This window comes from uncultured Sneathiella sp. (assembly GCF_963976355.1).
In the GTDB taxonomy this organism is placed as follows: domain Bacteria; phylum Pseudomonadota; class Alphaproteobacteria; order Sneathiellales; family Sneathiellaceae; genus Sneathiella.
The window spans coordinates 374,447-395,913 of the sequence record NZ_CAXBKA010000004.1 but is presented as its reverse complement, the minus strand read 5'-3'; the positions used below and the strand labels follow the sequence as shown (position 1 = coordinate 395,913).

The 21,467-nt window shown below is 46.4% G+C and carries 21 protein-coding genes; 12 read left to right on the top strand and 9 right to left on the bottom strand.

Going from position 1 to position 21,467, the window contains the following annotated elements:
- Window positions 1–403 precede the first annotated feature (403 nt).
- Genes AAC599_RS12100 through AAC599_RS12085 form a run of 4 tightly spaced genes read left to right on the top strand, consistent with a single transcriptional unit; the run spans window position 404 to window position 3,235 of the window.
- Window positions 404–739: a hypothetical protein gene (locus AAC599_RS12100; protein ID WP_339635194.1), complete on the top strand. Its 336-nt coding sequence runs from the start codon at window positions 404–406 to the stop codon at window positions 737–739.
- Window positions 736–2,376 (top strand): hypothetical protein, encoded by a 1,641-nt coding sequence (locus AAC599_RS12095; protein WP_340150655.1) that lies wholly within the window; start codon window positions 736–738, stop codon window positions 2,374–2,376. Before AAC599_RS12100 ends, AAC599_RS12095 begins: the two co-directional genes overlap by 4 nt.
- On the top strand, window positions 2,373–2,825 hold the full coding sequence (locus AAC599_RS12090) for a hypothetical protein (protein ID WP_340150654.1): 453 nt from the start codon (window positions 2,373–2,375) through the stop codon (window positions 2,823–2,825). Before AAC599_RS12095 ends, AAC599_RS12090 begins: the two co-directional genes overlap by 4 nt.
- Window positions 2,822–3,235, top strand: a complete 414-nt coding sequence (locus AAC599_RS12085) for a hypothetical protein (protein ID WP_339635197.1) — start codon at window positions 2,822–2,824, stop codon at window positions 3,233–3,235. Before AAC599_RS12090 ends, AAC599_RS12085 begins: the two co-directional genes overlap by 4 nt.
- Before the next feature lie 48 nt (window positions 3,236–3,283).
- On the opposite strand, the gene AAC599_RS12080 is transcribed toward AAC599_RS12085, so the two are convergent.
- From AAC599_RS12080 to AAC599_RS12060, 5 genes are all read right to left on the bottom strand, one after another.
- A complete protein-coding gene (locus AAC599_RS12080; RefSeq protein WP_340150653.1) occupies window positions 3,284–3,679 on the bottom strand; it encodes a hypothetical protein in 396 nt (131 codons plus the stop codon).
- The gene (locus tag AAC599_RS12075; RefSeq protein ID WP_340150652.1) at window positions 3,654–6,800 is read right to left on the bottom strand and encodes a CusA/CzcA family heavy metal efflux RND transporter; all 3,147 of its coding nucleotides are present in this window, start codon (window positions 6,798–6,800) and stop codon (window positions 3,654–3,656) included. Before AAC599_RS12075 ends, AAC599_RS12080 begins: the two co-directional genes overlap by 26 nt.
- 21 nt (window positions 6,801–6,821) lie before the next feature.
- Window positions 6,822–8,057: an efflux RND transporter periplasmic adaptor subunit gene (locus AAC599_RS12070; protein WP_340150651.1), complete on the bottom strand. Its 1,236-nt coding sequence runs from the start codon at window positions 8,055–8,057 to the stop codon at window positions 6,822–6,824.
- On the bottom strand, window positions 8,027–9,286 hold the full coding sequence (locus AAC599_RS12065; RefSeq protein WP_340150650.1) for a TolC family protein: 1,260 nt from the start codon (window positions 9,284–9,286) through the stop codon (window positions 8,027–8,029). Before AAC599_RS12065 ends, AAC599_RS12070 begins: the two co-directional genes overlap by 31 nt.
- Window positions 9,287–9,435: 149 nt before the next feature.
- Window positions 9,436–9,741, bottom strand: coding sequence for a hypothetical protein (locus AAC599_RS12060; protein ID WP_340150649.1), 306 nt, complete (start codon window positions 9,739–9,741; stop codon window positions 9,436–9,438).
- A gap of 1,141 nt (window positions 9,742–10,882) precedes the next feature.
- Here AAC599_RS12060 and AAC599_RS12055 point away from each other — a divergent pair.
- From AAC599_RS12055 to AAC599_RS12030, 6 genes are all read left to right on the top strand, one after another.
- Window positions 10,883–11,155: a hypothetical protein gene (locus tag AAC599_RS12055; protein WP_340150648.1), complete on the top strand. Its 273-nt coding sequence runs from the start codon at window positions 10,883–10,885 to the stop codon at window positions 11,153–11,155.
- Between the two features lie 90 nt (window positions 11,156–11,245).
- A complete protein-coding gene (locus AAC599_RS12050; protein ID WP_340150647.1) occupies window positions 11,246–12,148 on the top strand; it encodes a zincin-like metallopeptidase domain-containing protein in 903 nt (300 codons plus the stop codon).
- Window positions 12,145–12,522: a DUF3768 domain-containing protein gene (locus tag AAC599_RS12045; RefSeq protein WP_340150646.1), complete on the top strand. Its 378-nt coding sequence runs from the start codon at window positions 12,145–12,147 to the stop codon at window positions 12,520–12,522. Before AAC599_RS12050 ends, AAC599_RS12045 begins: the two co-directional genes overlap by 4 nt.
- Before the next feature lie 94 nt (window positions 12,523–12,616).
- Complete coding sequence (locus AAC599_RS12040; protein WP_340150645.1) at window positions 12,617–14,344, top strand: ParB/RepB/Spo0J family partition protein; 1,728 nt, start codon at window positions 12,617–12,619, stop codon at window positions 14,342–14,344.
- Between the two features lie 163 nt (window positions 14,345–14,507).
- On the top strand, window positions 14,508–14,834 hold the full coding sequence (locus AAC599_RS12035) for a type II toxin-antitoxin system RelE/ParE family toxin (protein WP_339635206.1): 327 nt from the start codon (window positions 14,508–14,510) through the stop codon (window positions 14,832–14,834).
- A 4-nt stretch (window positions 14,835–14,838) separates the two neighbouring features.
- Complete coding sequence (locus tag AAC599_RS12030) at window positions 14,839–15,156, top strand: transcriptional regulator (RefSeq protein WP_340150644.1); 318 nt, start codon at window positions 14,839–14,841, stop codon at window positions 15,154–15,156.
- 440 nt (window positions 15,157–15,596) lie between these two features.
- On the opposite strand, the gene AAC599_RS12025 is transcribed toward AAC599_RS12030, so the two are convergent.
- From AAC599_RS12025 to AAC599_RS12010, 4 genes are all read right to left on the bottom strand, one after another.
- The gene (locus AAC599_RS12025; RefSeq protein ID WP_340150643.1) at window positions 15,597–17,303 is read right to left on the bottom strand and encodes a class I SAM-dependent methyltransferase; all 1,707 of its coding nucleotides are present in this window, start codon (window positions 17,301–17,303) and stop codon (window positions 15,597–15,599) included.
- A gap of 1 nt (window position 17,304) precedes the next feature.
- Window positions 17,305–18,288: a RelA/SpoT domain-containing protein gene (locus AAC599_RS12020; RefSeq protein ID WP_340150642.1), complete on the bottom strand. Its 984-nt coding sequence runs from the start codon at window positions 18,286–18,288 to the stop codon at window positions 17,305–17,307.
- Between the two features lie 4 nt (window positions 18,289–18,292).
- The gene (locus AAC599_RS12015) at window positions 18,293–18,535 is read right to left on the bottom strand and encodes a hypothetical protein (RefSeq protein ID WP_340150641.1); all 243 of its coding nucleotides are present in this window, start codon (window positions 18,533–18,535) and stop codon (window positions 18,293–18,295) included.
- 195 nt (window positions 18,536–18,730) lie between these two features.
- Window positions 18,731–19,840, bottom strand: coding sequence for a hypothetical protein (locus AAC599_RS12010; protein WP_340150640.1), 1,110 nt, complete (start codon window positions 19,838–19,840; stop codon window positions 18,731–18,733).
- Window positions 19,841–20,019: 179 nt separating this feature from the next.
- Here AAC599_RS12010 and AAC599_RS12005 point away from each other — a divergent pair, with 179 nt between their 5' ends.
- Window positions 20,020–20,199 (top strand): hypothetical protein, encoded by a 180-nt coding sequence (locus AAC599_RS12005; protein ID WP_339635223.1) that lies wholly within the window; start codon window positions 20,020–20,022, stop codon window positions 20,197–20,199.
- A 27-nt stretch (window positions 20,200–20,226) separates the two neighbouring features.
- A complete protein-coding gene (locus AAC599_RS12000) occupies window positions 20,227–20,895 on the top strand; it encodes a hypothetical protein (RefSeq protein ID WP_339635224.1) in 669 nt (222 codons plus the stop codon).
- Window positions 20,896–21,467 lie beyond the last annotated feature (572 nt).

Below are 21,467 nucleotides of genomic sequence, written 5' to 3'. Positions count from 1 at the left end.
AAGTTCAAACACGCACTATGCATGTTTTCACTAAGGGGTTGGTCGCTCACATCAGGCATCGAGCCTTGATGCGAGCGAGGAGAACGTTTCGCCGTTCAATCACGACCGGGTGTTTCGCCATCCCGGAGTACGACCAATTGGAGACGCCCGCTCTCCATTTGGATTAACCATCGGCCAAGGAACGTTCCTTGGAGGACGGCCAGAGATTTCGGTTCTCCGCCGCCACCGATCTAAGAGCTTTCAGCGCCCTTAGAAAACCTGACCAACCCTTCGCGGTTTGGATGCGCGCCAGATGGTCTCGGCCATCCGCATGACGACTTGGGACATATCCGGTGCCCAAGAACCCCGGTGCCTGCGCGGTGCGAGGATTTGCCTCTTCGCGGCACTGTAAAATGGGAGGATTATGACCCAGCAGCTTAAGAAAAATACCCGGCGCAAACGCTCATACCGCCCGCCCAAAGATCTGGAAGCGGAGCTGGAGCGCCGCGTTTCTGTGTCCGGCCTGTCTTTCAACGCCTTTATCACCGAAGCCGTCTTTGGCCGAAACCGTCATCGCCCCGCTGAAAACAGGAAGCTCGCGCTGGTTCTTGGTCTTGGTCAAGCTATTGTGGAGCGGCTTAAACCCTTCAATGCTGTGGCTGCGCGCGATCCGGAAATCAAAGTCCTGCTCGAAGACATCAAGCTCATCCTGATCGAGATCCGTTCGGCGCTGTTTTTGTTGTTGGGACGAAAACCATGAGCCTCATTCCTTTTGCTTCTCAGCGCGGTGGCGGTGCGGATTTGGCCGCTCATCTTCTCAATGCGCACGACAACGAGTATGTCGAAGTGGCCGACATTCGCGGCGCTATGGCCGGTGATCTCCACGGCGCCTTTGCCGAGTTCGAGGCGCAAGCCCAGGCCATGACCAAATGCAAGAATTATCTCTATAGCCTGTCGATCAATCCGGACACGGCGCAAGGTCCAATGGCGCGCGCGCTTTATGCGGATTACATACAGCGCGCCGAAGAGGCGTTGGGACTGCACGGGCAGGGCAGGGCAGTTGTCTTTCATATCAAGGAGGATAAGCGCGGCGTGCTTCGAGAGCATTGTCATGTCGTCTGGTCGCGTATCGACGTGCAGGAATGCAAGGCCATCCACATGGCCTATGACTACGATAAGCTCATGGGCGTAACGCGCGCATTTGCGCGTGATCACGATATTCAGCTTGCGCCGGGTTATTACAAACTTGAAGACCGCAAGCGCCAGAATTACCGCCAGCTTTCTCTTTACGATAAAGCTCAGGAAAATCAGCTTGGTATCTCCAAACAAGAGCGCATGGAGGTAGTCACAGAGCTTTGGCGCCAGCGCGATAGCGCCTCGTCTTTTGTTCAGGCTCTTGAATATCACGGTTACATATTGGCCCAAGGTAAGAGACCTTTTGTGTTGGTCGATATTCACGGTCATACAAATTCGCTCCCCAAGCTCATTGACGATAAATCAGCAACGACCAAAGCCGTCCGTGAATTTCTGGGCGATGAATATTCCGAAGAGACCCTGCCATCTGTTGAAGACGCGAAGGACTTGGCCGCGCAGCATTTGCATGCTCTGAAAGATCAGGAAAAATCGCGTAAAATTCACGAACAGCTTGAGCGGCTTGGCGAGGTTTATAAGATCCAGCGCGAAAAACTCGAAAGCCAAATTGAAGCCAAACGCGCCCTGCACGAGCGCGAAAAATCGCAGCAGTCAAAGGACCAGCTCACGCTGCGGATAGCGGTGTCCCGGCACTATGTGAATAAGGCGCGCGAGATCAGGGCCGAACGCGAGGCGGCCAAACCAAAAGGCTTGAGCGCGTTTCTGGCAAAAGCCAGCGGCGTAGAGCTGCTGCGCTCCCATCTCCATAAATATAACGATGCCAAAGCCCGCAGCACTTTTCTCAAGGACAGGCGTGCGCTGCATGAGGGCCAACGCATCGAGCGTCTCGAGCTAGAACGCCGTCATAACATGCAAAGGCTCGATCAAGAGCGCCAGCGCCGCGCCCTTAGCCAGACGCAGGCCAAAGAACAGAAATCGCTTCGCCTCTCGCTTGAGCGAAGTAGGGCTGTTCAGGCCAGAAGGGGCCAGCCGCATATGCCTGCCATGAACCTCACGCTTGGCCCGCCAGGCAGGAAGGCGGCTGTGAGCAAAGCCAAAAATCGTCATACCTCGCCGTTAGCGCAAGAGATGCGCAAGCGCGCCGAGCCTGCAAAGAAGATGGAGCAGGGTGATTTGCAGCTTGAGTTTAAGCTCGCGGCAGAAATGGCGCGCAAACAAGCCGAAGATCCCTCCGGAAAGAAACCCAAAAAAATTGACCCATTTAAACCGCATGATCCTGATCGCGGCAAAGGAAGACGCAGATGAGCAAAGATGATAATGCAATTTTTCCATCTAAATGGGGCTGGCGGAAATACGAACCGGCTTTTTCGGAATTGATGAACCGTTTGGCTCAGACCCAGGAAGCCACTGCGCCGAACGGGCGGTTATTAAACACCGGTAGCAGCCTCACTTGCACCGACTATGAAGGTATAAAGCTTAACCATTGGTGGGAACGTCAAGTGAAAGAAGGGCGTTTGCCATCTGATAATCTTCTGCTTGGCATGAACGGTGACCTTGGGCGGCAACTTGACAATATTTTTGATCAGGCGCTGGCAAGGGCAAGGCTCAATCTGCGCGGCGATCAGAAAACACTCACGTTTTTCGGGCAGCGCCCGAACCTATCAAGCACCTATAATCCGCCGTCCGGCGAATTGTTACCGCGCAACAATAACCATTTTCCCGCGCCCGATAGTGGTAAAGGAAGGCGTAGATGAGTAAAGACGATGATGCAGTTTTCCCGCCTGACTGGGACTGGCAGAAATACGAACCGGCTGTGCGCGAAGAAGCGGCACAGCGCCACATCCAGAATGAGTTTGCGGAAATCGTATCACCAGCGGATCTTGAGGCAATACAAAGCAAAATGTTAACCTGGAGAGACCAACAGAAAAAAGCTGGTCTGTTGCCTACTGATGCCGAAATCACTAGCAAAGGCGCTGAATATGCTCGAATTTTCGATGACCTTGTTAAAAAAGACGTCGAGATTCTTCCCGAGGGACTGTTTGCTGCCGGGAATGAATATCTTTCAGCTGATAGGCAAACATCACAGTTGATGAATGGTGACCGGTTTCTTGTCGAATCCCGCAAAAATATTGACCGTGAGTTTGGATTCAAAATACCGTTTTGATGTCCAAGACACAAAGAAATACGTATGGTGGGCAGTAGACTCCAGCCACTAAGTTAATGTGACAACACCGGCGCAAGTGTTTGTGGCATGCTTTCTTTTATTCTCGGTAAGGAGACAGGAGTGCTCTATTTCTTTGTCTTCGCGATTGTGGGAACTTGAGATATCAAAGGTCGCGACAAGATCTTCACGATGGTTGCGATCTCCCGTAACCATCGTGAAGAATTCTGTATCAATTTTAATTTCCTCAGGGCAGCTGCGGTCCCCCGCAACCAACGCCTCCCGCTTTTGGAGGTAATCGCCATACTGGCGCGTAATGCGCCCTCTCGCAATCAATAAAATCAATAAGTTAGCCGCCTTCGGGCGGCTTTTCTTTTGTCCTGTTGCCGCACCATTGCCGCATTTGACCAATTCTATTTTATTAATTAGTAGTTTTATAATCCTCAATAAGCCGCCGCGAAAATGTCCCGTACAGCACAGGAAGTACAAACAGTGTCAGAAGCGTTGAAGAAACCAGTCCGCCAACCACCACAGTCGCCAATGGCCTTTGCACTTCCGAGCCTATGCCTGTAGCCAGCAACATAGGGATTAAGCCTAACGCTGCAATAAAGGCTGTCATAAGAACAGGCCGCAGACGAGACAACGCGCCGTTAAAAACAGCCTTGTCGGCTTCCGTACCACCTTCCACAAGTAGGTTAATGGCGTTGACCATCACTACACCGTTCAACACCGCCACACCAAACAGGGCGATAAAACCGATAGAACCGGGAACAGAAAGATATTGCTCCGAAAAATACAGCGCCGCGATCCCACCGATCATGGCCAGCGGGACGTTCAGCATAATCAGCGCAGCTTGCCGTACTGAGCCAAAAGCAAAAAACAGCAGCAGGAAGATCATGCCCAGCGAAATCGGCACAACGATCATAAGCCGTGCCTGTGCTCGCTGTTGATTTTCAAACTGTCCGCCATAGACCACGGAATAGCCAGGAGGGAGTTTCACTTCTTCCTTGATGCGCCTATTAATTTCTTCAACAAAGCCGCCCATATCGCGTCCGGAGAGGTTAGATTGGATAACCACACGCCGTTGCACGTCATCACGGCGGATTTGCGGCGGTCCGGCTTCAATAGACACATCGGCCACATCACCCATCCGCACCCATGCACCGCTGGGTGCCTGCATGATCAGGTCAGCTATGGATTGCGCGTCATTGCGGTATTCCTTGGCAAAGCGAACGTAAATATCATAACGCTCATTGCCCTGAATAACCTGCCCGGCGTCGCTGCCGCCAATTGCATCAGACACAAGAGACATGATCTGCCCCACTGGAATACCGTAACGCGCCAACTTATCCCGGTCAGGCCGTACAACAAGCTGCGCCTCCCCAGCTATTTGCTCCATTTCTACGGATTGTGCGCCTTCAATCTTGCGTACTAACCCTTCAATCGCTTTACCCTTTTCAGCCAATACATTGAGATCAGGGCCGAACAGTTTAATAGCAAGCTGTGCCTTCACACCTGAGAGCAGTTCATCCACACGGGTAGCAATCGGCTGTGAAAAGGTAAAGAGCAAGCCCGGATGAACGGACATTTTTTCTTCCATCAGCTTTTGCAATCCAAAGCGGTCTTTAGCGGAAGTCCATTCCTTGACCGGCTTTAAGCCCACATAAATTTCCACATTAGAGACAGGTTCAGGATCGCCACCCAATTCAGCACGTCCGACCCGGCTTGAAGCATAAAGCACTTCGGGAAATTCCATTAGCTTGCGTTCCAGCTTTTGCGCAACACCCAAAGATGTCTCCAGCGAAGAAGACGGGGCCAGCGTAACACGGATATTGACTGTGCCTTCTTCCAGCTCAGGCACAAATTCTGTACCCAAAAAAGGCACCAGCGCCATAGAACCGATAAACAGAGCAACAGCAATAATTACCACCATCTTTTTGGCTTTCATCGCGCCGGAAAGTACTTTTTTATATGCGGCATCAAACGCATCAATCAGAAAGTTGGTTTTGTGGTCTACGTTCTTGTTAAACAAGTAGGTGGAAAGCGCCGGAATCACAACCAACGCCACCATCAGCGAAGCCAGCATAGCCAGTACAATACTCACCGCCATAGGCTGAAATAGTTTTCCTTCAACGCCTTCCAATGTAAAAAGCGGGGTAAAGACCACGATAATAATTAATACCGCGAAAAACACCGGACGCCCGACCTCGCGGGACGCTTCCAGAATGCGGAGTTTGACACCTTCGGGATTGAGGTTTTCATCATGCTGGGAAAGATGTTTAAAAATATTCTCCATCATCACAACCGAACCATCCACCATCATCCCGATAGCGATTGCCAGACCGCCAAGAGACATAAGGTTCGCGGATACGCCCCAATAAGCCATAGCCATCAGCGCCAGCGCAATGGAGATTGGCACAGAAAGCAAAACAAGCGCCGCTGCCCGAATATTCATTAGAAATAGAAACAACACAATCACAATCAGGACAAAGGCTTCAATCAGGGCTTTGCTGACTGTATCAACAGCCTTGCTAATCAAATCCGCTTGATCATAGAAAGCCTCAATCACCACGCCTTCCGGCAAGGCATTTTGAATGATTGGCAAACGTTCATAAATCTGGTCAATCGTGTTTTTTGTATTCGCGCCCATACGCTTCATCACAATGCCCGTGACGACTTCGCCCATTTGTTCCGGTTTTCCGGCCTCGTCTCGCATGGTAATACTGACCGCGCCTTGGCGAATTTCAGGGCCATAGCCCACTTTTGCTACATCGCGCACCCTTACAACGATACCGTCTTCATCCTTGACGGGAACATTGGCAATATCACGCAAGCCATCTTCGCCACCACGCACCCAGCCTACACCACGAATGACAAGCTGTTCTGCGCCGCGATTGAGATACCACCCGCCCGCATTACGATTGTTTTCTTCAATTGCTTCTACAACATCTTCGGAATGAATCTGATAAGACAGCAGTTTGGCGGGTTCCAGATTGACCTGATATTGTTTAACGTCACCACCGAATGAGAGAACCTCTGTTACACCGTCAATCGGCATAAGCAATAATTTTACAACCCAATCGTTTAGAGAGCGCAATGCCATGGTGTCGTATTTTTCAGGGTTATCAGTACTTAGCATGTACTGAAAAACCTGTCCTAACCCGGAGGTATTCGGCCCCATTTCTGGCGTTCCCACGCCTTCGGGGATTTGCTCCCGTGCATCCTGTAAACGCTCAAAGACAAGTTGACGCGCAAAATAAATATCGATCCCTTCCCTGAACACAACAGTGACAAGGGATAATCCGGTTTTTGATATTGAACGCACTTCTTCTACATCGGGAAGAGAGTACATCACCGCTTCCACCGGATAGGTAATAAGCTGTTCGACCTCTTCCGCCGCTAATCCTTCGGCTTCGGTGTTGACCGTAACCTGAACATTGGTCACGTCGGGGAAAGCATCAAGGTTGAGTTTCGGCAAGATCATTACAGCACCGACCAAAATCGCCGCCAGCATCAATACTACCATCAAGCGATGTCGTATCGCTCCGTCAATAATTGTATTCAGCATAATTTGTCTCCTAATCCCACCTCAGTGGTTGTGTACGGCAAAACCACTTTTCGCCAATTCCGACTGCACAAAAAATGCACCTTCGGTGACAACCCGAGTGCCTTCCGGCAAACCCTCTATCACGGTATGATCCTCAATGTTGCGTAGCGTTTTGATCTCCTGCGGTTTAAATTCACCGGGCTTTGTTTCGACAAAAACCACCCAATCACCATCGGGAGAACGCAATACGGAGGACGTGGGAACGGCCAAATATTTCTGTTCATCTCCTGCTTGAATCCGTGTGTCCACATACATGCCGGGGTGCAAACGGTCTTCTTCATTATCTACTTCAATGCGAACACCAATCGTGCGGGTTTCTTCGTCCAGAAGATGGTGTTTTTGAACGACCTTGCCTTGCAACCAGCCGTTATCAGGAATGTGAACCCGCGCACCTGCGCCAACCTCAACGTCCTTGGCACGTTCCGGTGACAGACGGCTTTCCACCCATAGAGCGGATTCATTGACAATATCAAACAACACGCGGCCCGGTTCAATCAACTCGCCCTCAATAAAATCATCGCTGACAATGGTGCCGCTCTGCGGCGCAATAAGCTGAAATGATCCGGGAGTAACGCCCAGACCTTTTTCGTGCAGCACTTTAACCTGCTCTTTGGTCATACCGTAGGCCATGGCTTTAGCCCGCGCCTGTTCATCGGCAATTTTGGCTTCACTGTAACGTTTAGCAGAAACAGCCGATGAACCAAGTTGTTGCACGCGCCTCCATTCCTTACGGGCCACCTGCAATTCACCGATGGCTTCGGCCATTTCAACACCAGAAAGTGTGACAAGCGGCTGGCCTTTTTCAACAGTATCGCCCAGCTTGGCATGACGAGCCACAATCTGTGCCTCAATGCGCGGCGTAACCTTACTGCTCAGATAAGAATTAAGGGTGACCTCACCGGGCGCTTTAACCTCACCTGCCAGATTTTGCAGGGTTAAAGGCTCAACAAGAATGCCCGCCTCTTTTAGGGATTCAGGAGAAAGATCAACCCCACCGCGTTCTTCCTCTTCATCTTCCCCTTCATGGCCGCCTTCTTCATCTACGTGACTATCTTTTTTGCCATGATCTTCTTGAGCATCACCATGTTTTTCGCGATTAGCTTCCTCATGCCCATGGTCATCATCAGCAGCCATAACAGGATATGAGAAGGTTAAAGCTATCAATACGGTTAAAAATAATATGTGTCTCATTGTTGTTGTCCTGAATTTTGGATCCATTGTTCAGTTTTTCCTGATGCGGCAAGCCATGAAAACCACGATTGCCACACCTTGCTATGCAGTTCTTTGGCAGCGCCTTCCGTATCCAAAGCCTGTTCAATCTGCACCAGATAGTCAGTCGCGCTTAAATCCCCGACCTTGAATTTGAGATCAAGAATGTTAAACTGCTCAGTCAAGGCTTGCGCCCCGTTTTCCTGCCAGTTCTCCCACGCCCTTCTTGAAAGCTGATAAGCGCTGCGGCTGGCTAGCAGACGCGCTTTAGCGGCATGAAAGGCATTTTGCCCGGCTTTGGCCTCGGCAATCGCTTCCTGCTTCGCCACATCAACTTCAGCTCTGTAGGTTTTAAAGACATACAGCGGCACAGATACCGAAAAACCAATCTTACCGGCCCCAGCATCTTCCCCGCCCACAACGCTTATGGTGGGGTCAGGAAATCTATCCTTATTGGCTTGTGTGATGACTGATTTGGCTGCTTCCTCGCGGCTTTTCATGGCGCGAATGGCGGGAAGGTTCATAAGAATATCGTCTTCGCTTTCACCACTATCTGAAAACTCTGGCAGGGTTCCCGGTAAATCCGGCAGAGCAAAGCCGTTTTCCAGCGGAAAGCCTATGGCGGTATCAAGACCCTGCCTGCTTTCTGCCAGCGTTGTTCCCGCATCCGCCTGCTCAATCAAGGCTTCGGATAAGGCCAGTTGAGCAAGGTTATACTCGCTCTGGTCAATATCACCCGCTTTAAAGCCCTTCTCGACCAACCCCGCGAAACGCTTCATCAGGCTTGAACGTTGCGCCGCCAATCCGAAAATATCCTTTGCAGCCCTGATGTCCGCCAAAGCCGACAACACACCCAGAGCGATATTTTGTCGTGTCCGATCACGTTCTGCGGAAGCAGCCAGCAATTCAAACTCAGCGGTCTTTCCTGATGAGCGGAATTTACCGCTCCAATCAATTGTCTGGCTTACACCAAGCAGCATGGTTTTATCTTCACCATCAACGTCTTCAACCTCGAATTCTAGTTCCGGATTATATTGCCAACGTGAAGCAGCTCTTTGTCCGGCCTGCGCGGCAGCAACCCGTGCTTCGGCTTCATGGATAGCGGGACTGGCCTGCCATATATGATTGATGAAAGCAGCTATACTGGGTTTTTGTTCCTGCTGAGCCAGCGCCGCGCCGGTAAACATAAGCGGCAAAACCACAGTCGTCATCGCGAGTATTCGTAATCGTTGTTTCATTTAAGTATTCCCTTAGTAATCTACAAAAACGCAGTTAGCGGACGAAAGAGAACTTTCGCTACGCAGCATATAGGGGAATGTTGGAGATTAGATCAGACAGACTCATGGTCTTTTTTGGCCTGAATAAAGATACACCACACTCCTGAAAATTAAATCCAGGGAGGGCGTTTAAGTTCAAAAATAAGGGATGGAAGCGGAGCTTCGGAAAGCGTGGCAAATAACTTTGATTTGCTGTCTGAAAGGTTGGTTTTTGCATGATCAATAAAATCAATATGACTGTGACCACAGTGCTGATCATTTAACGGATCGGCTGCATTGTCGTTCATATTATCCTGATCCATGCTTGACTCAATCTGCTGGTCAGAACCTTGCATATCACCATCCGCATGCGCCGCCGAAACAAAGCCAGTGGCGAAAAGAGCAAATGCACATATCAAGAGTAAAACGTTCTTCATAGCTGTTATCTAACATTGGGCGCTAGGTTTATCAATGGCATTCTTTATCAGGCGGTATTGGCGGGCAGACAACAGTGCCCTATCATTATCACTAACGCTGCTTTTTTCCTAAAAGGTGAGTGGGTTAATTCTATATCATATTGAAAAAATTAATGATTTTTATGGTTGTTTACTAGATTTAAAAATAAAAGGCCGCTATTTTTGTGTTCTTTTACTCAATTTTTAGATCAGTTCTTCGCTGAATATATTTTGCGAAACAGTTTTGTTGTTTCCGTTGCGGAAAAAGGCTTTTCGTTGATCGCCCATATTTAATTTTCCATACGCATTGTAAGTGGTCATAACATGTTCATGGCCAATATTCTGGCTTCTGATATCGGCGGCGGTTCTCCATCGCCCCTATCACATGCGTTTTTCGTAAGGAGTGAGTCTGATAATACCGCAGAACAGCGTTATTAAGGGCGCGTTTAAAAACTTCCCTTACGGGTATAGAACTGGCCCAATGTTCCCGTGATAATCCGGCAGATTCAAAAGCCATTTTCTCTGTACCGAAGAACCTCCGTTCCGTCATACAGGAAACACAAATAGATAAGAACATGATACTCAATGTTTCCTTAGTGATGGGAAGCATATGGTGTTGTCGGCTAGAGGGAAAGAGGCGGAGAGAATTTTTGCCCTTGGTGCGGCGGCAGACAGAAAAAAGATAGGAGCCTCTGCCAGGAACATTTCCGGCAATCCCCAAGCTCCCTAAAAGGCGGAACCGACGTCTCTTGCAGGCGCCATTATTATGCTTGCAATCCTGGCCGTGGCAATCCCTTTCCCTATTTTACTTCAATGGTGAACAATTGCTATGTGCCTGTGATCATCACCGGCCTTTTGATCCTTCTTTATCTCTTCTTTCTATGGAGACCCCGCTCATTTCCGCTCGGGAATGCACGTTGGAAGCCGGGCATACTCACCGTCGTCATACATCGGCGGAAACCATACGCTGTAATTGCGGTGAATTGTTTATCAATTTGAAGATAAAATAAGAAGAGTAGCGGCCCGCCGCCCACTGCAAAATGCAGCGGGCCAGGCTCTACGCCGCTAGGCTTATATTCATTCACCAAGCTTTGTCGAACCCGCGAAAGAGCGGTTTCGCCCCATGCGGGTCACGATCCTTGGCGTGAAGGAAGAGAAAAGGTATGCGCCGCCGGTGCATGAGCTGTTTCAAAAAGCGCACCTGAAAAAAGGTGCGCTTGGAACCCAAATTCCAAGCTTACATCGAATTTCGGATGCCTGTTCAAACACTTTTTGCGCGCTGGCCCGCTCCAAATATCCGTGTGGCGCACAAAAAGTGTTTGAGGCATCCGCTCTTCGATCTCTCGTCAGAAAAGCCCCCGCCAAAAGAGACGTGCGGAGGCTTTTTTTGTTCTGACGCTCGGCGCTAGCCAAGGGTTCATGCGCGCGGTTGTGCAGAGAAATTGGCCCATCCAGAGCCAAAAAAGGAAACAAAGGAGCAAATGGGATGTCAAACAAAATTTATCAAATGGTCACAGACCAAATCATCAGGCAACTGGAGCAGGTTGACCCCAGCGATTTTAAAACGCCGTGGTTTTGCGTGGGGCATTCCCCCATCAATCTAAGGGGCACAGCATATAGAGGCATCAATCATATTTTGCTGTCTCATTCGGGCTACGCCTCGAACATATGGGCGACCTTCAAGCAGTGGCAGGATAAAGAGTGCAATGTTCGTAAAGGCGAGCGCTCGCAAATTATTGTCTTGTGGAAATTCTTTAATGAAACGGATGATGAGGGCAATGACAGCGGCAAAATTGGTGCCGTATCTACCCGTTATTTTCGCGTGTTCAATTCCGAGCAGGTGGAAGGCGAGTATGCGCGGGGCGTAGAGCAGAAATTTAAAGACAAACTTAAGGACCATAACCCGATTGCCGAGGCTGAGAGTTTCGTCAAAAATTATATTGCTGGCGAGCGTTTGCCTGTGCGGGTTTCTGATCGTGCCTATTACGCCGGAGGTATTGCCGAGCATATCGCCATGCCCGAGCTTGGCCAGTTTGATAGCCCCCAGAGCTATTACAGCGTTTTTGCCCATGAAATTACCCATTCAACAGGCAATGCAAACCGCCTGAACCGCGATATGTCAGGGCGTTTTGGCGATCAGGCTTACGCTTTTGAGGAACTGGTTGCCGAGCTTGGCAGCGCCATGCTTTGCGGCGCGCTTGGCCTTTCGCAAACCCCGCGCCTCGATCACGCCCAATACATCAAGGGCTGGCTCACCAATCTGCGCAACGATCCGAAATTCATTATCAGCGCGGCAAGCCACGCACAGAAAGCAGCAGATTTTGCGCTGGAAAGCGCCGAGGCCCATGCAGCGCCTTTGACCACCTCTAAGCAGGAGGTAGCGCAATGAACGATCATATAGACAGCGAAGAAATTAAGGCGCAGCGCATTGCGGAATTAAATGACCGTTGCCGTTCACAAGTGGGCGTGTTTCGAACAGAGCGTACAGGGGAGGGCGTGATTGTTTTTACACAAGGCATCGCCAATTTACCGAGCGAGGTTCAAGCCGAAATCTGCGTCAAGACCCGCAGCTTTGATGAATTTACCGAGGCAAACGACCCGTATGGTGAACATGATTTTGGCAGTCTTGAGGTTGAAGGCGCGGGAACGGTTTTTTGGAAGTTCGATTACTACGCGCTGGACCGCCAGCATTTAAGCGAAGACCCTGCAGACTCCGAAAAAACCTTCCGCGTCCTCACCATAATGCTTGCCGATGAGTATTAGGGCCGCTTTGCGCGAGCGCATTGGCTCTCTCCTAGTTAGTGCGTTCCTGCGTGTCGGTGTGATGCGAAATCAACTTTATATAAGGAAGAAAACAATGAAACTTGAACATATTGAACTGAAAAACCTGAAAATCTCACCTGTCAACGTGCGCAAGCATGGCGGCGATGATGTGAGTGATTTGCTGCCGAGCATTCGTAATATCGGCGTTATTCAATCGCTCTTGGTCCGTCCGAACTGCGAAGGCTACGAGGTTATAGCCGGTGGACGGCGTTTGCGAACCTGTCAGCTTATCGCCGAAGAGGGCGGGGACGTTGAACCGCTGCCTTGCATCATCCTTGAAGAGGACGAAGACGCGAAAGCTATTGAAGCTTCACTGGCTGAAAATATCGCCCGTCTCCCGATGGATGAAATCGACCAGTATGAAGCCTTTGCTATGCTTAAAAAACAGGGCCTGATCATAGAAGATATTGCGGCGCATTTTGGTGTGACCGAATTACTGGTTTCTAAGAGGCTGGCGATAGCCAATCTTCATATGCCCATTCTTAACGCTTACCGCAAAGACGAGATCAACGCCCAAACCTTGCGTGCTTTGACGATGGCGAGCAAGGCCCAGCAAAAAGCATGGCTTAAACTATTCCGCGATCCGAAGGAAAGCGAACCTACCGGAAGATGGCTGAAAGCATGGCTGTTTGGCGGCAAAGAAATCCCAGTATCACATGCGCTTTTTCCGCTCGAAAACTATAATGGAAAAATCATTACGGACCTCTTCGAGGAAGGACAGTTTTTTGATGATGTGGGGAAGTTCTGGACACTTCAAATGCAAGTCGTGGGCGAGCGTCAGCAGCGCTATTTGGAAGATGGATGGTCAGATGTCGTTATTTTGGAAAACTCGAATTACTGGATCAACTATGAAAGGGAAAAGCGCAGTAAGAAGGAAGGCGGCAAGGTTTTTATCCGCTGTGGCTCCGATGGTGAGGTTGAGTTTTATGAAGGTTGGCTGGAAGAAAAAGAAGCCAGACACCTTGATCACGCAGCAGCGAAAGAGGACGGCGAGGTTAAAGCCAACCCCAAACCTGAATTGACAAAGGCGGCGATCCGCTATCTTGAACTGCACCGTCATAATGCGGTCAGGGTCGAGTTACTTAAAGCCCCGCAAATTGCTTTGCGGCTCATGGTGAGCCATGTCATTGCTGGCTCTGATTTATGGGAGGTCAAGCCCGAACCTCAGAGAGCGGGCGGCAATGAGGCAATCGCCCAAAGCATTGAAGCCAGCAAGGCGCAAAAGGCTTTTGCCAAGGAACGTGACGCAATCAAGAAACTCATGGGATTTGAAGATGAGCGTGAATCTTTGATGAAAAACCATGGATTCTCAAGGGCGCAGGAACTTCCCTCTCTATTTGCAAGGACTTTGCAGCTTAACGATAAAGAGATAATGCGAGTACTTGCCTTTGCTATGGGTGAAACCCTTGCATCAGGCACTCCCATTATTGAGGGGCTTGGTCAAATCCTGAGCGTGGGTATGGCGAATTGGTGGGAGCCGGAAGATACGTTTTTTGATCTCCTGCGCGACAAACCCGCCATCAATGCAATCCTTGGCGAGGTTGCGGGAAAACGCATTGCTAAAGATGGCGTTACTAAAACCGCTAAGTTGCAAAAAGACACCATTAAAGCCTTTCTGAAAGGCCGCAATGGTTCCGAGAAACCCGAAGGCTGGCACCCGCGCTATATGCGCTTTCCGATGCAAGGCTACACAAAGCGCAAAGGCTTGCCTCCAATGGACCAATGGGCGGCCGTTAAAAAGCTCTTTGAGAAAGTTTTGTAGTTGCTCCCTCGGACCAGACAACACAGCTAGCTGCGCTGTCTGGTTTTAACGCGCTTGATAGGCTCTTCGAAGATGTGGGCGGGGAAGCCGGTAAGCTCAATTGTTCCTAAAATCCTTAAAAGTATATGTTGCTTGATAATAACTTAAATGTTATCATATAAATATGATCGTTGTTGTAGAATTTGAGAATGAAGACGGATCGCACCCTTATTCGAATTGGTTCGCTAGCCTCAATGTTCACGCAGCGCTAAAGGTTCGTACAGCCATAGCCCGCATGGAAAACGGCAATTTCTCGAATGTGAAATCCGTAGGGCAGGGCGTAAGCGAATATAGGCTTGATTTTGGCCCTGCCTACCGAATTTATTTCGGCAAGGATGGCGATAAGCTGGTGATCCTTTTAGGAGGCGGTACGAAAAAGCGGCAAAGCCGCGATATCGAAACTGCAAAGTTGCACTGGAAGGATTACAAAACCCGAAAGAGAAAAGGATAAAGCCATGGCTTTAACACGTGATTTTAAAGACACCATCAAGGAACGGGCGCAAAATGACCCTGACTTCCGTGTTGGTCTGCTTACAGAAGCGGCGGAATGCATTCTCAATAATGAAGTGGATGTGGCAAAAACATTGCTACGCGATTATGTGAACGCCACTATCGGGTTTCAGGAACTCGGCACCCTTACAGATAAAAAACCTCAAAGCCTGATGCGTATGCTCAGTGCAAGCGGTAATCCCAGTCTTGGGAATATCTCCAAGCTTATGGCCTCGCTGCGACAGCATGAAGGTGTTCAGCTTCATGTCAGCGCCGGAGCGTGACTAAGCTAATTCATGCTGAAAATCCTTGCAAATAATGTTGAGCAACTTGATCTCGCACTGCAACATATTTCGTAGCAGGGTGCGAATAATGCCCGTTTTTCACTGATGCGTGTCGACAATGTTGTTGAAATAACGCTGCACCAGATTGCGAAGGATGAACAGCGCGAAGAGAAATCATGGATATATCGCGATAAACCATACAGGCGTTTAAAAGCACTAAACGCTGCGCTTGGTCAACATTTCGAGTCTAATCAATAAAAAACACCTTATTAACCGTTCCCTGTCTCATGAATGCTGAAAGGGAACATTTCAGATCACTATACGAAAGGCTTCGCAATACAACTGGGTGCTGGAAGATATCAAGACACGGTAGTGGCATCGTCAAAACAACTTCCTTTAGATGCAGAAATTCCTCGACTAGAACTTTCAGTCAGCTGAGCTTACAGTTGCCCATTGTTTGGACCCGTTGGCACTGCATTTCTTGAATGACGGAGTCTGTGACGTCGAAGGGTATCCCATGCTTGGCGATACATATTCATATCTTTGGCGGTAAAACTACTATTTTCGCTTAACCATTGATCGCCGAAATCTAATAAACTTTTAGAGATATCTTCAGAAGCATCATGCACCGCAAGAAATGCGTCAAACTCTTCTTTTGATGGTTCATGATATAATACCGGCAACCCTCTAAACTCTTTAGGTGTCAATTCCAGAACGCCGCCACCGTAGAAACGTCCATCTATTTCAGCAAATAATTGTGTAATAGAATTATAGAACGAAAAACAAAGCCCTTTCATCGAATAGTTCTCAAAACAGCTAATTCCATACGCAGTATCTGTTGTGAGGACTTTAGCTTCATTAATACATAAACGCGGGTAATAAAATGAACGCTTGAAGAAAAACCCCTCTGCTATTTTGCCTAGAGGAACTTTGTACCAATCCTGTCGCTGCCTACATTTGTATCGTTTATTAATTCCTAGTGATTCTCCATATTCTATATACTTTTGAGCATTCGCGTCTTTACTAACACTGTCGACTGGATCAAAATACAAAAAGTTCGTAGGCAAGTTTTTTGCTGAAAGGTCACACATCTCTTCCTGGGAAAAAATAGGCCGTTTGGTGAGATAACTCCCCTTTTTTAAGACTGGTTTTACCCAATTGGATAAACCATACTTACGAGTATCGTTCTCGGTTAGGATAAAAAAATCATTAGCTGCTGTGACTAATCCAGGCGCACTCGTACAAAAGTCCCCTATTTTTTGAAAATTTTCTCGTATTTCTTTTAGAGAACTTGTGGTTTTTCTTGGGAGAAGAAACGACACTAACTCCAGCGACATATCATTTGAAGAGTGTGTTTCCAGTTTGTGTTGAGAAATGGCGTCAAGATTCTCCAAATCGGTTGCTCTACAAATACGAATACCCTTGGCACCTCTATTCTTCTTTTGTGCAATGACAATAACTGCGTCTTGGTCAATGCTTTTGAACGCTTTCTCATCTGGTACGTATATGTCAACTTGTTCAAATCTAGAAAAAATTTCTGAAATTAGTTTTTTTCCATAGCCAACGTTAATCAATTCGTATGGTAGCACTAATGCTAGGATTCCTTTTGCAGCTAGTAGCATTTCTGACGCGACGACAAATGCGGCCCAAGCATTTTGCATGTATTTCAGATTGTAGTTTGCTTCCTTACTAAGATCGACCAATTTTTCTTTAAAATTCTTCGAAAAATTATGCTTACGGATAAACGGGGGGTTGCCGATTATTAAGTCGTAATCTGCATTATTATTTGCAGAAACAAAATCAAGAAAATCTGAAGAGACGAAAGATAAACTTGTAGATTTTTCTTTTCTATAAAACTTTGAGAGCTTTTGAATAACGACATCGTCAATGTCTACCGCAGTTATATTATCGAAACACATTTCATGCTCAAGTAAAGCTTCTATGAAAGAACCATCACCCACGCTTGGTTCAAGAATCTTCAAGTTTTTTACTTCACATAATGGAAGAGCCTTAGCCACCAAAGCTTTTGCAATAGGATAAGGAGTATAAACAGCCCCAGTAAACCTAATCTCGGCTTCTGTTTCCAACTTACTAAGCATGGCCACATTAGAGTTAAGTGGCTGCGTGTAGGCATTAGTATCTGACATGCTACGAAATATGTTCTAAAAAGGTGACGCCTTCAAGATTTTCATCTTTAAGTTCATCGTATAAGCGGGTTTCTTCAGGAATAATGATGGAAGGGAAGTTCCGTTTCGGTTTAGGTGTCAGCCCTGCCACAAATTTCGCTGTAGCCTGATTAAATAAGGCGACTAAGACAATTGAATATATCGATAGGTTTGTAGTTTTGTAACCCCGCTCTAATTTAGTTTCCTCATCCAGTAAAATTTCGAGTTCACAAAGTTTTACTTTAGAAGTTTTAAGTACCCGATCAATTTCTCTAGCTAATCGCTTCATATCTTCCGGAAGAGCAATATTGTGTTGCTTGCCAAATTTGCTTTCAACAAATTCAATTGTCTTGACGATAATGTCGTACTTTGGATTACGTTTATTAAGAGGTTGCGACTTAGAAACATTGTCCATCTCTAAAATTGTCATATCAGCATTATCTAAAATAGCTTTAATTTGTGCAGACAACCTTTCTTTTGACCAGCTTAACTCTTTTCCTTTATAGGAAAAATCATGCGTAGCAACCGACCAAGCGTGTTCAAGAAAAGTTTTTATTTGAACTTCAAATTTTAAGCCATTGTCGCTCTTTTGTACGACGCTTTCTTTTAAGGAGCAATAGTAACGAATCCCGTCAAAATTAAACTCTGTTGGTCGATAATAGATAGTATCACCTGGTTTTTTCTCTATTATTTTGAATATATCTTCGACAAGCGATTGCGCATCTTTTATCAGAGTAAGATTGGGCACTACAATCGTACAGGCATAAAAGTCATCGATCTCATATCTATCATATCTACCAGTCAGGATTTTGAGAGCATACGATTCCACCGACTTTAATCGGTCTGTGAAATACCACTTCCTGCTTTCACACGCATTTTGCAGTAACTCTTTAACTTGCAGTGAAAACTCTTCATACAATTGACGGTACGCGTCATGGTTTTTTCTTATCGTCTGTTCAATTTTCATGACATTAATTGAAAAACGCTTTTTTCAAAGCTTCGTGACGGTTACGCCTTGAATCTTCTTCTGTTCCTGCACCTGTGCTGTTCGCGTGATATTTAACCTGCTCAGGTGTGTAACTTGTTGTATCTCTGTTATTCTTAATATCATCATATAGTGAATCAATAGAAGTTATAAAGCTGTCATATTTTTCCGCCAGGTCTTTGGAAGCAAGGTCTAATAAATCTGCTTCAAATGCAAGTAGGCACCACAATGAGTAGAGATCGGTGAACAGTCTTTTTTTATGATTAGTGATACATTTGTTGCGGCTTTCCAGAGACTGTTCAGAATTCTGTGATCAGATAGATCACGTGATACTACCGTGACACAGAATTCTGAACAGTCTCTAAACCAGATCGATATCTGTCTCATATACCCTGAACACCAACAGTTAAATTGGATTTAGTTTTTAGCTATCAATACGGCTTAATTCTGCTTCACTGATAAAGTCTAAAATTTCTTCTCTTTTGACAAACCTAGGGATGTGCAAGAAGGGTGAAGAAGCATCGTCTCTCTGTTGTAATTTACCTACAGCGTAACAATGCCTGGGATGTATCAGTTCATTCTGGTTAATATGTGATTGTACACTTAGAGCCGCACAATTGTTCTCCTGACCCATTTTTAACTTTCGCCATTCGTCAGTATTGCCTGCCATGACTCTCATCCGAGGGTATATATCTTTTGAATGACCAACCAGCCAGAAGGATTTATTTAAAAAGAAGCCCACTCCTTGAAATCTAGAATATTCGTCTTGCCCAGCATTTTTCGATTTCAATTCGAACACTGTGCCGTAAGCTCTTAATTTGATTGTGAGTGGCTCGAGAACGTATTTATATTGATTGTCTTGCTCTACAAACGCTTTCCGATAAATGGTATACCGTCCTTCAATATATGTCCCGCTTCTCTTTGTATCAGAAGGTGACAAAAAATTGCCAGCCTGATCCGTTTTTATTATTGGGCGATTGTATACACCATCATAAGTAACAGGTGTATCTGGTGGATTTCTCTCCATGAAATCAATAATGATAGCAAGTAATTGATTTATTGACTTTATTTGCCCTGAAACATCAACTTTTGAATGTCTATCGTATTCTATTCTTCTTCTAATCTCATCAACAACAGGATGAGTAACATTCCACGCGAAAGCGTCGTGGCATAGTTTCAATATCATCCTAAACACTGCTCTTTGATGCTTATTCTTTTTTCCTTTAAAATTGACTTTATTCTCTTCTAGGCTTTTTTTTAGATGGTAAAATTTTTTCCCATTGAAAAATTCATAAAAATACTCTTCATCAAAAAAGTCATAGTGGCCTATTTCAACTCTTCTCGACTTAATTCGTTCAAATATTAGGTTGATTACGCTGATAACAGAAGTAGAATATTGGGCAAGAATTTTTCGTCTATCGCCCTTGATCGCTCTATATTCTGGTTGATGACCAAAAAGAGCAAAGGATAGATTCACTATAAGATATTCAGGATCTCCTTTATCAATAGGAAGCATGTTTGATTTGTTGTTCATAATTTATATCTTTATGATAAATACCTGATATCATCAATCCTTAGTTGTGAATATACAATGTTATGGCTAGCGATTGTCAAGTGTATAGATACTTGACAATCGCTAGCTTGAGACTTAAATTATGTAGTGTGCTGGATTAGTTTTTCTGGCCCGTAATTTGCCATTAATGGGAGTTTTCTATGGGAGCACCGATTTTGAAGATGGAAAAAGGGGAGAGCTTATCTCACTTTTTAAAACGGGCTATTGCTAAAGTTGAAGATGTTCCTATAGAAGCAGTGACTGCGGAGTATATTAAAAGAAAGAATAAGACTGATATGAAAAAGCAGTCTTCATCTGAAAATCTCACCCCGTCGTTCTAGTGAAAATGAATAATTAAATTCATTTAAGTGAAATACCCGCCAGATAGTCCAAACAAACCCGCCAAAGAGTATCATGGCGAGATTCTACAACTCATACTTCAGCATGGCCAGCTTAGTGCGGCATATCGATGTGCTGTAACTTTTTTGGGTACTTCGAATGTTGCTGTAAAAGAATTCGCGCATGAAGAATTCTTGCAGTATTTGTCAGTTTCGCTTGATTCATCTCTATCCAGCAAGCAAAGGAAGAGTACTATAGAGAAGTCTGATGAGCTGCTAACAGTTACATTCATCAGTTTTTTTGAAAAATTCAACGCTAGAATTGATAGCCTACAAAACGAACTTCATAGATATAAAACAGTCAAAGATAAATATAACGAAAAGGAGAAAATCAGAAACTCACGAGCAGTAGCCGATATAAAACATGAACTAGATGAAATTCGTAAAGAAATCGCGGAAATTCTTTCAAATGAATACTCTTCTCTAGACGATGAAATTAACAGCGCCATCGGAAAAATTGTCTCAGAGTTGTCCAATTTATCCAGTTTAGAAAAAGAAGTTGGTAAAGTTCTAAAAGATTGTGAAGCATATGCAGAGGCTAAAGGGAAAACTACCATAGACAAAATCCGCCTAATCCTCACTATTTCCGGAATATTTATTTCAATAGTCTTGGCTTTCATATTTGGAAAGAATGTCTAATTTTGATAAAAATCCTTGAATAAAGCCATGTTATAAATTTTTCTTGAGATGATACTTCTGTACTGCTTATCCTTGTCTTTTCTTATTTTCTTGAACTCTTCTTTGCGGAATTTGAGGGAAGTCTTTCGATCCCGTCTCTTTGTAACACAGGCTTCAAGAACCTCACCCTCATGATCAATAGCTCTCCATAGGTACGCGAACTGTTTCGTAGCCAACGTCTAACTGCGCGTTGAATGATGTGAGAGGGGGAAGCGATGGCAGGAATCGTAGATCTTTTGCTTCGAAGAAGGCTATTCCAAGGCCGGTTTTTTTCCCGAAATTAGTGTGACAACCCCCTAACTCACTGAAAGATCGCGGTATCTCAATGGTATCAGCTCATCGGCGCGGATGAGTCTATAAAGACCAAATCCTGCCCCCGCAACCAAAACGACAAAATCCGCCACTCGGCGGGTTTTTACGTTTTGGATACTGAGTAAGTGTTGAACCTACCAATAAAGGAGGTTCACCCGCAGGGCCAGCAATGCAGCGCATTGCGAAACAGGCCCAAGGACAGCGAAGCAAAATCCTGCCCC

Coding starts and splice junctions, on each gene's coding strand:
- AAC599_RS12060 (WP_340150649.1), bottom strand. CDS start 9,741: ATGAAGAACGTTTTACTCTTGATATGTGCATTTGCTCTTTTCGCCACT.
- AAC599_RS12020 (WP_340150642.1), bottom strand. CDS start 18,288: ATGAAAATTGAACAGACGATAAGAAAAAACCATGACGCGTACCGTCAA.
- AAC599_RS12055 (WP_340150648.1), top strand. CDS start 10,883: ATGCGGGTCACGATCCTTGGCGTGAAGGAAGAGAAAAGGTATGCGCCG.
- AAC599_RS12065 (WP_340150650.1), bottom strand. CDS start 9,286: ATGAAACAACGATTACGAATACTCGCGATGACGACTGTGGTTTTGCCG.
- AAC599_RS12030 (WP_340150644.1), top strand. CDS start 14,839: ATGGCTTTAACACGTGATTTTAAAGACACCATCAAGGAACGGGCGCAA.
- AAC599_RS12075 (WP_340150652.1), bottom strand. CDS start 6,800: ATGCTGAATACAATTATTGACGGAGCGATACGACATCGCTTGATGGTA.
- AAC599_RS12090 (WP_340150654.1), top strand. CDS start 2,373: ATGAGCAAAGATGATAATGCAATTTTTCCATCTAAATGGGGCTGGCGG.
- AAC599_RS12085 (WP_339635197.1), top strand. CDS start 2,822: ATGAGTAAAGACGATGATGCAGTTTTCCCGCCTGACTGGGACTGGCAG.
- AAC599_RS12100 (WP_339635194.1), top strand. CDS start 404: ATGACCCAGCAGCTTAAGAAAAATACCCGGCGCAAACGCTCATACCGC.
- AAC599_RS12025 (WP_340150643.1), bottom strand. CDS start 17,303: ATGTCAGATACTAATGCCTACACGCAGCCACTTAACTCTAATGTGGCC.
- AAC599_RS12005 (WP_339635223.1), top strand. CDS start 20,020: ATGGGAGCACCGATTTTGAAGATGGAAAAAGGGGAGAGCTTATCTCAC.
- AAC599_RS12040 (WP_340150645.1), top strand. CDS start 12,617: ATGAAACTTGAACATATTGAACTGAAAAACCTGAAAATCTCACCTGTC.
- AAC599_RS12050 (WP_340150647.1), top strand. CDS start 11,246: ATGTCAAACAAAATTTATCAAATGGTCACAGACCAAATCATCAGGCAA.
- AAC599_RS12095 (WP_340150655.1), top strand. CDS start 736: ATGAGCCTCATTCCTTTTGCTTCTCAGCGCGGTGGCGGTGCGGATTTG.
- AAC599_RS12035 (WP_339635206.1), top strand. CDS start 14,508: ATGATCGTTGTTGTAGAATTTGAGAATGAAGACGGATCGCACCCTTAT.
- AAC599_RS12070 (WP_340150651.1), bottom strand. CDS start 8,057: ATGGATCCAAAATTCAGGACAACAACAATGAGACACATATTATTTTTA.
- AAC599_RS12010 (WP_340150640.1), bottom strand. CDS start 19,840: ATGAACAACAAATCAAACATGCTTCCTATTGATAAAGGAGATCCTGAA.
- AAC599_RS12045 (WP_340150646.1), top strand. CDS start 12,145: ATGAACGATCATATAGACAGCGAAGAAATTAAGGCGCAGCGCATTGCG.